Genomic DNA, 13,788 nt, shown 5'->3' on the forward strand with positions numbered 1-13,788 from the left:
CCCTGACTTTTCGGCTAACCCGTGGGGAAATCATCGGGGGTACGGATGCGGTCGCGCACCCAGACGCCCGCGGCCTTGAGCCTGCTCGTGCCGGCGAACGGCCCGCTCGGGCAGGTCCCGCCGGTGAACACGGCCCCCGAACGGGAGTCGTCGGAGTAGTTCCAGTTCACCCAGCTGACCTTCTTTTGCGCCATCAGGTCGAGGTACTGCTGCGAGCGGGTGAAGTTGTTGGAGCCGTCACCCGACGCGGTCTGTGTGCCAAATTCCGTGACGAACATCGGGATGCGATCGGCGGCGCGGGAGAGCGCGTTGAGGTATTCCGTGCCGTGCGAGGCCGCGTAGAAGTGGAACGTGTACATGATGTTGGTCGCGTTCACCGGGCTGTTGATGATCTCGGTCTCGCTCGCACCGTCCGACACGCCGAGCGAGGACCAGGCCCGCGTCCCGAGCAGGATCACGGCGTCGGCGTCCTCTGCCCGGATGGTCGGGATGATCGCGTGGTGATAGTTGCGGATCGTCGACCACGACACGCCGTTGGGCTCGTTGGCCACCTCGTAGAGGATGTTCACCTTGTTCTTGTGCCGGTTGGCGATTTCGGTGAAGAACGTCCTCGCCCGTGACAAATTGAAGTTCGGATCACCGGGCGAGAGCATGTGCCAGTCCACGATCGCATACATGCCCCGTGCCGTCGCCATTTCAATCAGGTGGTGTACCCGGTCCGTGAACAGCCTCGGGTCGGTCTCGTACCCACCCTCCTGGATGTACATCGATATCCGGAGCACGTCCGCGTTCCAGTCGTTGGCGAGCGCGTCCAATGAGGCCGTGTTGAGGCACCGGTGGTACCACTGCAGCCCGTGCGACGACATGCCACGCAACTGGATCGGCCGGTTGTACTGGTTGCAGAGGTTCACCCCGCACACGCGCAGTTGGCCGTTGATGGCAACGGGCATCCCGGTGCCACCGGACTGCGTGGTGCACGTGACGGGGCCGCCGCGCGCCGACTCGTTGCCCGCCGCGTCCAACGCGCTGACGGCAAACGTGTAGCCGGTCGCCGGGCGCAGGCCGGTCACGCTCAGGCTCGTTCCCTGGGTGGTGGCACGCTGCGTCCCGTCTTGGAAGACGCGATATCCGGCGACACCCACGTTGTCCGACAACGGCGTTGTCGCCGTTGACGAATCCGGTGCCGGTGAAGCCGGCGTGGTTGGAGTCGATCGTGCCGTCGCATTGTGCCGGAGCGGTTTCGGCCTCATAGCGGGTCGGCGCGGCCTCTGCGGATCCGGTTGATCCAATTAGGACTATCGCCACCGAAACAAGCACAGCAACGACTCTGCTTCGTCCTCTCATGAGGGCGTCCTTTCCGTGATCGGGTGATGGCGCGGGTTGTCCTCTTACAGAACTTCCATTTCCGTCGCGACGGGGTACGCAAACCCGCCCGACAGGAGGGGGTTGGTGTTGTTCAGATGGGTGTAGAGGAACCGCACGCCCGGGTGGCACGCCACGTGCGATGCGGAGTCGTGGATGGACAGATGGCCCTTGACATCGGGCATCTCGTCGGCGGCGAGGAACGTGCCGTCGATGAGCGCCACACGGGCTCCGTCGAGCGCCTCGTCAAGCGAGTCGGTCCACTGCGCGAAGCACGGCGCATACACGAAATCCCCGATGCGGTAGCCGACGACCCAGCCATCACCGTCGCGATCGGACGCATAACGGGGCTTCTTGTCTCCCAAGGGAAACGGTCGCACGGTAAGCCCGCCCTTGAGTTCGAACTCGTCCGTGACCGCGTGCCAGCCCCATCCCCGGCCGTACGGGTCGACGACGCGTCGCACGGGCAGCGGGCCGTCGAGCGCGCCGAGCACCGCCGCGGTCGCGTACACGTCGAGCGTCGCCGCCTCGCGCAGCTGGAACAGGCCCAGCACGTGGTCGAGTTCGGCGTCGGTGAGCAGCACGCCACGCAGTGGCGTCTCGCGCGTTGCGGGGCCTGGAGTGAGCTCGAGTGTGCTCAGGATCTGCGTGCGAATATCGGGGGAAGCGTTGAGCAGATACCAGTCGGAGCCGTTGCCCGACACGGCGACCGAGTCTTGCGAGCGGTGCGTCCCGCTCGACCGCGCATGCCCGCACTGCTGGCAAGCACAGTTCCATTGGGGTGAACCGCCGCCTGCCGCGGTCCCGAGGACGCGCACCCTCATCGGACCCGTCGCATTCGCAGTGGCGCCGGGGGTGCGGCGGCGCCGACGAGCGAGGTGACGACGTCGTGCCGCGGGGACAGGGCGCACGCCGGATCGGTGGCGGCGGCGTCACCGGTGAGCTGGAACGCCTGGCACCGGCAGCCACCGAAGTCGATGTCCTTGCGCGGGCAGCTGCGGCACGGGTCGCTCATCCACTCCGTGCCCCGGAAACGATTGAAGGCGCTTGAGTGGTACCAGATATCGAAAAGGGAGTTGTCGAGCACGCTCGGCCGGTCGAGGTCCGGGATCACCGACGCGGCCGGGCACGGCATCACCTCACCGAGCGGGTTGACCACCAGCTGCCTGGTCGCCCAGCCGTTCATGCACGGCTTGGGCACGCCGTCGTAATAGTCCGGCCGCACATAGACAATCTCGACTTCCCTGTGCGCCGCGATGAATTCGGCGGCCGCCGCGTCGGCTTGGGCCACCTGCTCGCGATCGGGCAGCAGGGCGGCCCGGTTGAGCAGGCCCCAGCCGTAGTACTGTGTGTGGGCGAGCTCCAGCCGCTGCGCGCCAAGGTCCACGGCCAGCTGCGCGATCTCGGTCACGCGGGCCACGTTGTGCCGGTGCAGCACGACGTTGATGGAGAAGGGAAGGCCCGCATCGGTCACGAGCTGGGCGACGGCCTTCTTGCGCTCGTGCGCCCGGATGCCCGCGACGGCGTCCGCCTCGTCGGCGCGGGAGTCCTGAATGGACAGCTGGACGTGGTCGAGACCGCCGGCGGCGAGCTCGTCGAGCCGTTGCGCGCTGAGCCCGATGCCGCTGGTGACAAGGTTGGTGTACAGGCCCAGCTCCCGTGCGTGTTTGGTGATGCCGGCCAGGTCCTTGCGCGCCAACGGTTCCCCGCCGGACAGGTGCAGCTGCAGCACACCCAGCTCGCGGGCCTCGTCGAGCACGCGCAGCCACGAGCCCGTGTCAAGCTCGACACCCTTCAAATCGACGGGGTTTGAGCAATATGGACAGTGCAGCGGGCAGCGATAGGTGAGCTCGGCCAACAACCCGAACGGCATCGGGTCGGGATGGGCGCCGCCTTTCATCACCCATGGCTCCAGCTGTCCGGGCTGGACACCGAGCTCCGCCACGATGGGGCGGATGTCTTCCGCCTCAACGCCTTCGAACTCCTCCCGCAGGAGCGCGAGGTCGCCGCCGGTCCGCACGACGGCGGCCGCAGTCTCGTTGAGCACCTGGACACCCTCTGGCCGCAGCAGCACATGCGCCTGCCGTGCCTCGTCGAAGGCGAACCTGACACCCGCTTGCAGCGTCATCGCCGGAATCCGGCATGCTCGATAGCATCGGTCATCGCCCACAGCACGTCACACTTGAAGCGCAGCGCGGCGATCGCGGCCTCCTGGTCCTGCCGGGTCAGGCAGTGGTCGGCGACGAGATCGAGCGTGTATGCGGAGTCCGAGCGCACGACCGGGATGCGGTTTTCGAAGTAGGCGTATCCCTCTTCTGCGATCCACGGATAGTGCGTGCGCCATGCCTTGACCCGGTCCGCCATGTGGTCGGGCGCGAACAGCTCGGTCAGCGCGGCGGCCGCACCGATCACCCAGCTGTTGCTCTTGCAGAACTGCACATAGGCGTCGACCGCGAACCTCACCCCCAGCAACGGCTGGGCTATGTCCTCGGGGGTGAGGCCCACGGCCTTGACGAGGACCAGCCAATCGGCCAGCCCACCCTCGTCCTGGAAGGACAGGCGCTGAACCCAGCGCACCCGGATTTCAGGGACCGGGCAGTTGGCGATGATCGCAGCGTTCTTCTGGGACAGGCGCGACTGGTAGTACCAGCGATTGGCGACCCATGTGCGCACCTCTTCCGGCGTGCATCCGCCGGCCTGGAGTCGTACGTTAAAGGGGTGCTTATCCCAGTACCGCTCGCCTTGGGCGAGCAGGGCGTCGGTGAACGCCGTGCGGTCCAGCGCCTGCATGGCTCGGCTACTTGCCCGCGACCGGCAGTGGACGTCCGATGTCACCGGAGTAGGCGGTCACCTCGGGCCGGCACTCCACTGTGGACACCTCGGGCTTGCGCCATTCCTTCTTCTTCATGACATCTCCTTTCGTCGGATGCCTGAACAGTTAGTCAACCTGTCTAACTGTCGTTCCCCACAATAAGCGAACACCCGGAAATATGGAAGTTGGTCTCTCCCCATCCCGCAGGCGAGCTCCGCGTCTCTTCCTGATCATCTGCCGCTTTACCGCCCGGCGCGCGGGGTGATAGGTGTGTTCGTGCAGGGCCTGACGAGCGGGGCCATCAAGGGTCAAGGAAGGCCGTGCCCTGCCCAGGGTGGGCAGGGCACCCCCGATCAGGCGAAGTCTGCGGGTGTGTAGTCCTTCTTCTCCACGAGCACCAGCCAGTTGCCGGAGACGTCGCGCATGACCGCCTCAACGCCGTACGGGCGGTCGGACGGCTCCTGCACGAAGGTGACTCCCTTGGCCGACAGCTCCTGATAGGTCTTGTGGCAGTCATCCACGTCCAGGCCCAGCCCGCCCATCTGGCCCTGCTCCAGCTGGCGCCGGATCACGGCGGCCATCTCGTCGGACAGGGGTGGGCCGGGGAGCATGAAGGTGACCTCCAGCTCAGGCTGGTTGGGGTGCTTGGCGGTCACCCAGCGGAAGCCCTCGCCCATCGTGATATCGGTCGCGGGCTCGAAGCCGAGCACGTCGACGTAGAAGTCGCGGGCCTGCGTCTGGTCGAGGCAGTAAACGGTGACAAGCGAAACGTTTGTGATCATGTAGGTCACGTTAGCCGGGGTGGTCGGCCTGGGCTTCTCCCAAATTGCGCGGGGTGGCCGTGCCGCGCGGGTCGGACACCCCCCGCATGAACAGCCAGCAGCCCGGCACATAGGGCCCGCCGCGCGCGGCCCACCGGTCCCGGTAGGCGGTCGGGGTCTCCCCCACCAGTTGGGTGAACCGCGAAGAGAACGACCCGAGGCTGGCGAACCCGACCATCATGCAGATCTCGGTGATGGTGAGGTTGGCCGAGCGCAGCAGATCCTGCGCCCGCTCAATGCGCCGCCGGGTCAGGTAGCGGATGGGCGTCTCGCCGTATGCCGCCTCGAAGCTGCGCACGAAGTGGAACTTGGACAGCCGCGCCACCTTGGCGAGCGCATCGAGGTCGAGTTCCTCCGGATAGTGCCGGTCGATGTGGTCGCGGGCCCGGCGCAGGTGCGCCAATATCTCCACCGGCACGCGCCGCCTCACCCGCACGATGCCTAGCTTAGGGGCCAACGGCGCCTTGCGATGGACGTCTATGGTTGGGGCTTCAGGCAACTGTCGGTTCTACGGGGAGGTTTAGAACATATGCGACGTGCCTTGGCGGTGCTCACCGCAGCCGCCACCATCTCCACCGCCATCATCATCGCCACCGGCCCGGCACAGGCTGCCGGGCCTCGCAGCGCGATCGATTGGCAGCCCTGTCCCGACGCTCCCGGTGTGGAGTGCGGGACGCTGACCGTGCCGGTCGACTGGTCGCGACCTGGAGGCCCGACCATCGATCTCGCACTTGCCAGGCGCAAGGCGGCCGTGCCCGCCGAGCGGATCGGCTCGATCGTCGTCAACCCGGGCGGGCCCGGGGGCGCGGGGGCCGGGCTGGTCAAGCAGACCCAGTTCCTGTCCGACGATGTGGCGCGCCGCTTCGACATCGTGGGATTCGACCCGCGGGGGGTCGGCCAAAGCAGCCCGATCCTTTGCGATCGCGCGATCTCGGAGGAGCAGTTCCCGGTCGAGCCGCAAAACCAGGCCGAGTTCGAACAGATGGTCGACCACAACCGGCGTTACGGCGAGAGTTGCCGGGCGCTGAGCGGGCCGGTGTTCGACTTCGTCGACAGCGTCAGCGTCGCCCGCGACATCGACGCCATCCGGGCCGCCGTCGGCGACTCGAAGCTCACCTATTACGGCGTGTCCTACGGCACGCTGATGGGCCAGATGTATGCCGAGCTGTTCCCCGACCGCGTCCGCGCGCTGGTTCTCGACAGCAACATGGACCACAGCCTGCCCACGGCGTTCCACTTCATGCGCACCGAGACGGTCGGGTTCGAGGAGAGTTACGAGGAGTTCGCGAAGTGGAACGAGCGCACGCCCGACTCGCCACTGGCCGGTCAGGACGCGCGGGCGGTCTACCGCGAACTGCTCGCCCGGGCCGAGCGCGGCGAGCTGAAGCTGCCGGACGGCACACCGGTGTCCGCATTGGACTTCCGGTTCCGGACGTTCGGCTCGTTCTACGGGCCGAGCTGGCGCAGCCTCGCCCAGGCGTACGCGCTCCTGCAGTCCACCGGCACGGCCGACGCCGGACCGTTCGGGCTGCGGCAGGAGACCGTCGCCGACCCGTTCCAGGCGGTGTTCTGCCAGGACTGGCGGCTCCCGCTGCGTAACTACTACGAGCTGGCCGCATACCGGGCCGTGCTGCAGCGCACGGTCGCACCCACGGTCGAGAGCTCGCCGTTGGGCGAGCTCGCCACGACCGCGTGCCAGGGCTGGCCCGACCGCACCACCAACCCGCAACACGTGCTGCGTGTGCGCAGCAAGCAGCCCATCCTGATGGTCAACAGCCGGTTCGACCCGGCCACCCCCTATCAGTGGGCGACCAATGCCGCCAGCCAGAGCCGGTCGTTCGTGCTGCTGCACTACGACGGCTGGGGTCACGGGGCCTACTTCGCCGGCAGCTCCTGCGTGACCGGCGCAGTCGACACCTATCTGTTCACGCGGCGGACCCCGCCGCGCGACACGCACTGCCCGGCGGTGCCGCCACCGGATTCGTTCGGCGCGCTAGGCGGAGTCAAGGTGCCCACCGCGCCTCGCTGGTAGGGCATTGACGAGACACGTGCGCCGGGAGCCTGCGCGGCTCCCGGCGCTTCGCTATGGCAGCGCGATCGCCTTGCCGGGCACGGGCATGCGCAGCCGGTCCAAGCCCGCGGCGGCAAACCCGGCCGCCATGTCCTGCGGGGTCTGGGTGAAATGGGCCCAGCCCTCGGTGTGGACGGGCACGATCACCGCTCGGTCGAGCAGGCGTGCGACCGTGACCGCGTCGTCGACGGTGAGCGTGAGCGGCGAGCCCGCTTCGTCGAGGTTGGCCGTGCGCACCGCGCCGGCGAACAGCACGGCCACGTCGATGGTGAACCTTTGCGCGATCTGCTCGACGAGATCGACGCCCGCGTTGTCGCCGGAGACGTAAACCGTTGGCACGCCTGGGCCTTCGACCACGAAGCCGGTGACGAACCCGGTGACCGGCTCGCATCCGGGCGGGCCGTGGCGGGCCGGGACCGCGGTGACGGTCAGGTCGCTGCCGGGCACGGGCCACGCCTGCCACGGTGACAGGCCGATGACGCCCGGGAGCCGCTCGGGGGCGTCCACTGTGGACAGCACGGCCTTCGTATCGGGCAGCAAGGCACGGCCGCTGTGGTCCAGGTTGTCGGGGTGCTGGTCGTGCGAGAGCAGGACGACGTCGATCGGGCCCAGCTCGGGTGGCCGCAGGGCGGGCCCGGTGAGCTTGCGCAGGACAAGGCCGGGGCGAAACGGGTACTCCCCGGGATCGTCGAACGTCGGATCGGTGAGGAACCTCACCCCGCCTAGCTCGAACAGCGCGGTCGGTCCCCCGATATGCGTCAGCTTCATGTGCTCGACGTTTCCACGGCGGGCGGGGCCCAGCCACTGGCCCGCAGGACGTTGTTCGTTAACATTGGGCCATGGCCCGTAGTGTGGCCGTCGTGGTCTTCGACGGCATCAGCCCGTTCCACCTGTCCGTGCCCTGCATGGTGCTCGGCGAGCGGTTCGAGGGATGGCCGGCCCTGTTCGACGTGACCGTGTGCGCGCAGCGGCCCGGCCGGGTCGCCACCAACGCCGGCTTCGCGCTCGACATCGCCCACGGGTTGGACGTGCTTGACACGGCCGATTTCGTGATCATCCCGAGCTGGGACCCGCCGCGCGAGCCGGATTCCGTTCTGCTGTCGGCGATTCGGGCCGCGCACGCCCGGGGCGCCGTGATTGTTGGGCTGTGCCTGGGGTCATATGTGGTGGCGGCGTCCGGCCTGGCCGACGGGCGGGAGCTGGTGACCCACTGGGGCTGGGCCGCACGCATGGCGTCACGCTTTCCCCACGTGCAGGTGCGGGCCGATGTGCTGTGGTCCGACCATGGCGACGTGCTCACGTCGGCGGGCACGGCCGCTGCTCTGGATTGCTGCCTTCATCTGGTACGCCGCGAGTGCGGCGCCGAGCCGGCCGCCCGCGTGGCGCGGGCCATCGTGGTCGCACCGCACCGCAGCGGGTCGCAGGCACAATTCATCCAGGCACCCGTGTCCGCAATGGACGGTGACGACCCCATCGAGCGGGCGATGGTCTGGGCCCGCGCCCACCTCGACCGCCCTGTCTCGCTCGACGAGTGGGCACGAGTGGCGGCGATGTCCCGGCGCACCTTCACCCGCAACTTCCGGGCGCGCACGGGGGCCAGCTGCGGTCAATGGCTGCTGAATCAGCGCCTCGACCGGGCCCGCATCCTGCTGGAAACCACCGCTTTCGGCGTCGAGCGGGTCGCCGCCGAAAGCGGCTTCGCCACCGCCGCGACCCTGCGCCACCACTTCCGCCAGACCCTCGGCACCACCCCGCAACGCCACCGCGCCGACTTCCGCGAACGCTAGTCGCGCCGCGATGCCGTCGGTTGATCGTTGTCACGCTGGAGCGAAGAGGTGACGGCGATCAAGCCACTGCGCCGGGCGGGAGGGCCCACACGAGCGGGATGCCGGAGTCGTTGCCCGAGTAGTCGTCCTCGACCTCCAGCAGCCGGGCCATCTGGGCCTGCCACGGGATGTTGGCCGGGTGGTCCCCCAGGAAGGCGCGCATCGCCCGATAGTCGTCGACCTCCACCAGGTGAAACAGATCCCGCCCGCTGCGCCAGATGCGCCACGACTTGACGCCCGCCTCGCGCAGCGCCGCCTCCAGATCGGACGGTATGACGGCATGCTCGGCATCGTAAGAAGCCTCCATGCCGGGCTTGAGTCTCGTGTGCAGCGCGATGGTTTGCATTGCCTATCCCTTCGTGGCCCCGTCGGTCAGACCCGTTGACGATGCGGTCCAGGCCGGCCCATCGGGGAACCGGTAGGAGGCAATGGATTCCGGCCGCATCTGCCCGGAGAAGCCGGGCTCCTGCGGGGCCAGGTAGTGCCCGTCCCGGATGACGACCGGGTGCACGAAGTGCTCGTGCAGGTGGTCCACATATTCGAGCGCCCGGTCCGTCAGCGAGCCCGACACCGCCACGTAATCGAACATGGCCAGATGCTGGACCACCTCGCACAGCCCGACCCCGCCCGCGTGCGGGCACACCGGCACACCGAACTTGGCCGCCAGCAACAGGATCGCCACGTTTTCGGTGACCCCGGCGACCCGGCACGCGTCGATCTGCACCACGTCGACCGCGCCCGCCTGCAACAGTTGCTTGAACACGACCCGGTTGGCGACGTGCTCACCGGTCGCGACCCGGACCGGCGCCACGGCCCGGCGGATGGCGGCGTGCCCGAGCACATCGTCGGGACTGGTCGGCTCCTCCACCCACCACGGGTCATAGGGCAGCAGCGCGCGGGTCCACTCAATCGCCTCATGCACACCCCAACGCTGGTTGGCGTCCACGGCGATGCGCACACCCGGGCCGACCGCCTCGCGCGCGGCCCGGAATCGGCGCAGATCGTCCTCCAGGTCCGCGCCGACCTTCAGTTTGATCTGGCCGAACCCGCGCTCGACCGCCTGCCGCGAGAGCCGGATGACGGTCTCGTCGTCGTAGCCCAGCCAGCCGGGCGAGGTGGTGTATGCGGGATAGCCGCCCTTCTCCAGCAGGGCGATGCGTTGCGCGCGGCCCGGTTCGAGCGCGGCGAGCAGGTCGGTCGCCTCGGCCGGGGTGAGCGCGTCCTCGATGTAGCGCCAGTCCACCAGGTCCACGATCTGCTCGGGCGACATCTCCGACAGCAGGCGCCACACCGGCTTGCCCGCGAGCCGTCCGGCCAGGTCCCACATGGCGTTGATGACGGCCGCCGCCGCCAGGTGCATCACGCCCTTCTCCGGGCCGAGCCAGCGCAGCTGCGAGTCGTGGGTCAGGCGCTTGCCGAATTCGCCGAGATCCGCGGCAACCGCCTCCACTTCAAGCCCGATGAGGTACGGCTCAAGCGCCCGGATGGCCGCGCAGACCACCTCGTTGCCGCGCCCGATCGTGAACGCGAAACCGTGACCCTCCAAAGGAGTTCCGGTGCGCAGCACCACATAGGCGGCGGAGTAGTCGGGGTCGGTGTTCATCGCGTCGGACCCGTGCAACCCGATTGAAGTGGGGAAACGTATGTCGTGTAGGTCGATCCCAACAATCTGCAGCACTGGTTACATCCTATGTCTCTGAGCGATCACTCAGGGAGGGCTGCCGTATTTGGTCATATACCACAGACAGAACCACCCGTCGGGATGCGGACCTTCGTCAGACATCCAATGTATATGACGACGGCCCGCTCGCCTATCCTTTGCCCATGGCGCTAACGGACGAGGCGATCGAGCGGATCAAGGAGATGATCGTCAACGGCGAGTTACGGCCGGGCGACCGGCTGCCCAAGGAGGTCGACCTCGCCGAGCGCCTCGGTCTGTCGCGCAACTCGCTGCGCGAGGCGGTCAAGGCGCTGTCGCTGATCCGCGTGCTCGACGTGCGCCAGGGCGACGGGACCTATGTGACCAGCCTGCAGCCGGAGGTCCTGCTCGACACCGTCGGGTTCGTGCTCGACTTTCACCGCGACGACAGCGTGCTGGCGCTGCTGGAGGTGCGCCGCATCCTCGAACCCGCGGCCACGGCCATGGCCGCGCAGCGCATGGACGCCGCAGGCATCCTCCAATTAGGAGAGCTGCTGGAGCGCATGGACAACGCCAACGACATCACCGAGCTCATCGAGGCAGACCTGGAGTTCCACCGCCGGATTGCGGTCGGCTCGGGCAACCCGGTCCTCGCGTCACTCATCGACAGCCTGTCGGCGCCCACCCTGCGGGCGCGGGTGTGGCGCGGGCTCACCGAGGAGGGCGCGACCACCCGCACGCGGGAGCAGCACCGCGCCATCCACCAGGCGATCGAGTCCCGCAACTCCGAGGTCGCCCGCTCCTGGGCCGCCGTGCACGTCGCGGGCGTCGAAGACTGGCTGCGCCGCGCGCTATAGGCGTGCCCGTTGCGTCAGCCCCGGCGCAGCAGGCGTTTGAGCACTGTCGTCTTCGGACGGTGGGTCGACTGGGGGATCTCCTCAGGACTCCGGGCAGGCATGCGCACGACCACGGCCGGGTCCACGGCGGCGTCGATCGCGGCGATGGTGTGCGGGCCCACTCGGTACATCGTCGGCTCTATTTGAATCGCCATGCCGTCGAGCCCAATCAGCCTGCGTGCGCCGTCCGGCCACTCGATTCTGGCCGCGCACTCGGCAAAGTGGACGGTCACGGCACCGGCCGGGGTGACCGCAGCGCCAGGTGCTCCACCAGATGACTGATCCCATGCGTGGCAAGGGTTTCGTCGGCCTGCCCGACCCGGAAGACCAGGCCCGCCGCCATCGGGCCAGCGCGTCATGCAGCTCGCCGATTTCCGGGTGTGCGGCGGCCGGATCCAGCTTGACCGGCGGAAGGGGTGGCGCTGAGGTCACCGCGAGAGCACAGGGCATCTGCTCACGCCGTCATGCCCCTGATCCGGCGGCGGGCGCGCAGCATGAGGATCGCGGCCACCGCGATCAGGGCCGCGCCGGCGGCGGCGGTGGCCGCGCCGAGCCACGCGGGCGTGGCCACGACGGCGTCGTCGCCGTTGACGCGAAGCTCGACGGTCTGGCCGGGCGCGACGTCGTCCGTGCCGAGGTTGACCGAAGCGCGGTGGGTGCCGCCGTCAGCTTCCCACGTCACCTGGCACACGTGCTCGGTACGCTTGCTGGTCGGACTGGTGCCGGTGCGCACGTTGTGCGTCTGGCACGCGCCGACCGTCCCGGTGGCCGGTACCCAAGCGAGGCTGAGCAGCAGCCACCCCCCGATCACCAGGAAGATCAGGCCCACCAGTCCAATCGCGACGAACGCGAAGCGGCGGGCCAGGTGGATCGGGGCGGGGTTGTCTCCCATGCCCCGGACAGTACGATCCGGACCCCGGCCGTGAGCATCGGCCGTCCGGACGTTCACCGCGATGTATCCATCAATGACTTGCCAACCGAACCGGTTAAGTGCTTGCCTTAGGTGTACCCGCGCGCGGCCGTCGATATCGGGAGCATGCGTCCGCCGCGAGGTCATGGGCCGACCACCCGGGCAGGTGCGGCACGTCCTCGACCCCATAACACCCATGAGGTGCATTGAACAATGAAGACCCGGTTAACCTTGATCGGGACGGCGATCACCGCGCTCATCGCCTCCCTGCTCACGTTCGCGCCCTCGGCGCACGCGGACCACAACGGCTTCCACATCAGCGGGCGCAACCTGGTGGACGCCAACGGCAACGTGTTCATCATGCGCGGCACCAGCCACCCGCACGTCTGGTTCCAGGCCGAGACGGCGTCGTTCGCCGAGCTCGCCGGGCTGGGCTCCAACGCGGTCCGGGTGGTGCTCGGCAGCGGCCACCGCGGCTGGGGCACGAGCACGGCCGGCGACGTCGCCAATGTCATCAGCCTGTGCAAGGCCAACCGGCTGATCTGCATGCTGGAGCTGCACGACACGACCGGCTTCGGCGAGCAGAGCGGCGCGGCCACCTTGGACCAGGCTGTCACCTATTGGGACAGCATCCGCAGCTCGCTGATCGGCCAGGAGGCGTACGTCCTCATCAATATCGGCAACGAGCCGATCGGCAACAACAACCCCGCGCAGTGGACGACGGCCACGGTCAACGCGGTGCAGCGCATGCGCACCCTCGGCTTCACCCACACGCTGGTCGTGGACGCCCCCAACTGGGGACAGGACTGGTCCAACACCATGCGCTCCAACGCGCAGACGGTGTGGAACGCCGACTCGCTGCGCAACACGCTCTTCTCCGTCCACATGTATGAGGTGTACGGGACCGCGTCGGCGATCACCACCTACCTGGACGCGTTTGCGCAGATGAACCTGCCGCTGATCGTCGGCGAGTTCGGCCATGTGCACAACGGCCAGAACGTCGACGAGGACACCATCATGGCCGAGGCGCAGGCGCGCGGCATCGGCTGGCTCGCGTGGTCATACAGCGGCAACACCGACCCCATCCTGGATCAGGCGACCGCCTTCGACCCCAGCCGGCTGACCGCGTGGGGGCAGCGCGTGTTCACCGGCCCCAACGGCGTGCAGGCGACTGCCCGGTGCGCCACGGTGTTCACCGGTTGCGGCCCCGGCGGCAACCCGCCTGCCGCACCGGCCAACCTCGCGGTGACGGGCACGACGTCCAGCTCGGCGTCGCTGTCGTGGACGGCCTCAACCGGCGCCACGCAATACCAGATCCAGCGCGCCAACGGCGCGTGCAGCACCAGCAGCAGCTTCGCCCAGGTCGGCACCAGCACCACAACCACCTTCACCAACACCGGACTGTCGGCCAACACCAGCTACTGCTACCGCGTCACCGCATCCAACACCAA

General features: G+C 68.2%; 14 protein-coding genes and 2 pseudogenes. 4 read left to right on the forward strand and 12 right to left on the reverse strand.

Annotated features, from left to right (window positions below; genetic code table 11):
• Positions 1-14 precede the first annotated feature (14 nt).
• The 6 genes and pseudogenes from DM816_RS21855 to DM816_RS21885 form a co-directional block, all read right to left on the reverse strand.
• A pseudogene (locus DM816_RS21855) lies at positions 15-947 on the reverse strand (glycoside hydrolase family 5 protein); the annotation flags it as partial.
• A 441-nt stretch (positions 948-1,388) separates the two neighbouring features.
• The gene (pqqB, locus tag DM816_RS21865) at positions 1,389-2,186 is read right to left on the reverse strand and encodes a pyrroloquinoline quinone biosynthesis protein PqqB (RefSeq protein WP_117212200.1); all 798 of its coding nucleotides are present in this window, start codon (positions 2,184-2,186) and stop codon (positions 1,389-1,391) included.
• The gene (gene pqqE, locus DM816_RS21870) at positions 2,183-3,490 is read right to left on the reverse strand and encodes a pyrroloquinoline quinone biosynthesis protein PqqE (protein WP_117212201.1); all 1,308 of its coding nucleotides are present in this window, start codon (positions 3,488-3,490) and stop codon (positions 2,183-2,185) included. The genes pqqB and pqqE overlap by 4 nt, the downstream gene beginning before the upstream one ends.
• Complete coding sequence (locus tag DM816_RS21875) at positions 3,487-4,152, reverse strand: thiaminase II/PqqC family protein (protein ID WP_117212202.1); 666 nt, start codon at positions 4,150-4,152, stop codon at positions 3,487-3,489. Before DM816_RS21875 ends, pqqE begins: the two co-directional genes overlap by 4 nt.
• A 375-nt stretch (positions 4,153-4,527) precedes the next feature.
• Positions 4,528-4,956 carry a VOC family protein gene (locus tag DM816_RS21880; protein ID WP_117212214.1) on the reverse strand — a complete coding sequence of 143 codons (429 nt, stop codon included), beginning with the start codon at positions 4,954-4,956 and terminating at the stop codon, positions 4,528-4,530.
• A 10-nt stretch (positions 4,957-4,966) separates the two neighbouring features.
• Positions 4,967-5,431, reverse strand: a complete 465-nt coding sequence (locus DM816_RS21885) for a helix-turn-helix transcriptional regulator (RefSeq protein WP_342768739.1) — start codon at positions 5,429-5,431, stop codon at positions 4,967-4,969.
• A 93-nt stretch (positions 5,432-5,524) separates the two neighbouring features.
• On the opposite strand from DM816_RS21885, the gene DM816_RS21890 reads away from it, so the two are divergent.
• A complete protein-coding gene (locus tag DM816_RS21890; RefSeq protein ID WP_117212203.1) occupies positions 5,525-7,027 on the forward strand; it encodes an alpha/beta hydrolase in 1,503 nt (500 codons plus the stop codon).
• Between the two features lie 51 nt (positions 7,028-7,078).
• On the opposite strand, the gene DM816_RS21895 is transcribed toward DM816_RS21890, so the two are convergent.
• A complete protein-coding gene (locus DM816_RS21895; RefSeq protein WP_117212204.1) occupies positions 7,079-7,834 on the reverse strand; it encodes an MBL fold metallo-hydrolase in 756 nt (251 codons plus the stop codon).
• A gap of 71 nt (positions 7,835-7,905) precedes the next feature.
• On the opposite strand from DM816_RS21895, the gene DM816_RS21900 reads away from it, so the two are divergent.
• Positions 7,906-8,853 carry a GlxA family transcriptional regulator gene (locus tag DM816_RS21900; RefSeq protein ID WP_117212205.1) on the forward strand — a complete coding sequence of 316 codons (948 nt, stop codon included), beginning with the start codon at positions 7,906-7,908 and terminating at the stop codon, positions 8,851-8,853.
• A 58-nt stretch (positions 8,854-8,911) separates the two neighbouring features.
• Here the strand turns inward: DM816_RS21900 and DM816_RS21905 are convergent, their stop codons facing one another.
• Positions 8,912-9,238: an L-rhamnose mutarotase gene (locus DM816_RS21905; RefSeq protein ID WP_117212206.1), complete on the reverse strand. Its 327-nt coding sequence runs from the start codon at positions 9,236-9,238 to the stop codon at positions 8,912-8,914.
• 3 nt (positions 9,239-9,241) lie between these two features.
• On the reverse strand, positions 9,242-10,570 hold the full coding sequence (locus DM816_RS21910; RefSeq protein WP_117212207.1) for an enolase C-terminal domain-like protein: 1,329 nt from the start codon (positions 10,568-10,570) through the stop codon (positions 9,242-9,244).
• Between the two features lie 146 nt (positions 10,571-10,716).
• Between DM816_RS21910 and DM816_RS21915 the strand changes: the two genes are divergently transcribed.
• Complete coding sequence (locus DM816_RS21915) at positions 10,717-11,388, forward strand: FadR/GntR family transcriptional regulator (RefSeq protein WP_117212208.1); 672 nt, start codon at positions 10,717-10,719, stop codon at positions 11,386-11,388.
• A gap of 14 nt (positions 11,389-11,402) precedes the next feature.
• On the opposite strand, the gene DM816_RS21920 is transcribed toward DM816_RS21915, so the two are convergent.
• The 3 genes and pseudogenes from DM816_RS21920 to DM816_RS21930 form a co-directional block, all read right to left on the reverse strand.
• Positions 11,403-11,660, reverse strand: coding sequence for a hypothetical protein (locus tag DM816_RS21920; RefSeq protein ID WP_117212209.1), 258 nt, complete (start codon positions 11,658-11,660; stop codon positions 11,403-11,405).
• Between the two features lie 20 nt (positions 11,661-11,680).
• Positions 11,681-11,770 (reverse strand): annotated as a pseudogene (locus tag DM816_RS21925) (insulinase family protein); the annotation flags it as partial.
• Between the two features lie 111 nt (positions 11,771-11,881).
• The gene (locus DM816_RS21930) at positions 11,882-12,319 is read right to left on the reverse strand and encodes a DUF3592 domain-containing protein (RefSeq protein WP_117212211.1); all 438 of its coding nucleotides are present in this window, start codon (positions 12,317-12,319) and stop codon (positions 11,882-11,884) included.
• A gap of 231 nt (positions 12,320-12,550) precedes the next feature.
• Here DM816_RS21930 and DM816_RS21935 point away from each other — a divergent pair.
• A partial coding sequence (locus DM816_RS21935) for a glycoside hydrolase family 5 protein (RefSeq protein WP_117212216.1) occupies positions 12,551-13,788 on the forward strand: 1,238 nt, incomplete at its 3' end.

Source organism: Allorhizocola rhizosphaerae, from assembly GCF_003426775.1.
Lineage (GTDB): Bacteria > Actinomycetota > Actinomycetes > Mycobacteriales > Micromonosporaceae > Allorhizocola > Allorhizocola rhizosphaerae.

Excerpts from the sequence above, each read along its gene's own strand:
- DM816_RS21880 (WP_117212214.1), bottom strand. The coding sequence starts at position 4,956 with ATGATCACAAACGTTTCGCTTGTCACCGTTTACTGCCTCGACCAGACG.
- pqqB (WP_117212200.1), bottom strand. The coding sequence starts at position 2,186 with ATGAGGGTGCGCGTCCTCGGGACCGCGGCAGGCGGCGGTTCACCCCAA.
- pqqE (WP_117212201.1), bottom strand. The coding sequence starts at position 3,490 with ATGACGCTGCAAGCGGGTGTCAGGTTCGCCTTCGACGAGGCACGGCAG.
- DM816_RS21900 (WP_117212205.1), top strand. The coding sequence starts at position 7,906 with ATGGCCCGTAGTGTGGCCGTCGTGGTCTTCGACGGCATCAGCCCGTTC.
- DM816_RS21875 (WP_117212202.1), bottom strand. The coding sequence starts at position 4,152 with ATGCAGGCGCTGGACCGCACGGCGTTCACCGACGCCCTGCTCGCCCAA.
- DM816_RS21890 (WP_117212203.1), top strand. The coding sequence starts at position 5,525 with ATGCGACGTGCCTTGGCGGTGCTCACCGCAGCCGCCACCATCTCCACC.
- DM816_RS21895 (WP_117212204.1), bottom strand. The coding sequence starts at position 7,834 with ATGAAGCTGACGCATATCGGGGGACCGACCGCGCTGTTCGAGCTAGGC.
- DM816_RS21930 (WP_117212211.1), bottom strand. The coding sequence starts at position 12,319 with ATGGGAGACAACCCCGCCCCGATCCACCTGGCCCGCCGCTTCGCGTTC.
- DM816_RS21905 (WP_117212206.1), bottom strand. The coding sequence starts at position 9,238 with ATGCAAACCATCGCGCTGCACACGAGACTCAAGCCCGGCATGGAGGCT.
- DM816_RS21915 (WP_117212208.1), top strand. The coding sequence starts at position 10,717 with ATGGCGCTAACGGACGAGGCGATCGAGCGGATCAAGGAGATGATCGTC.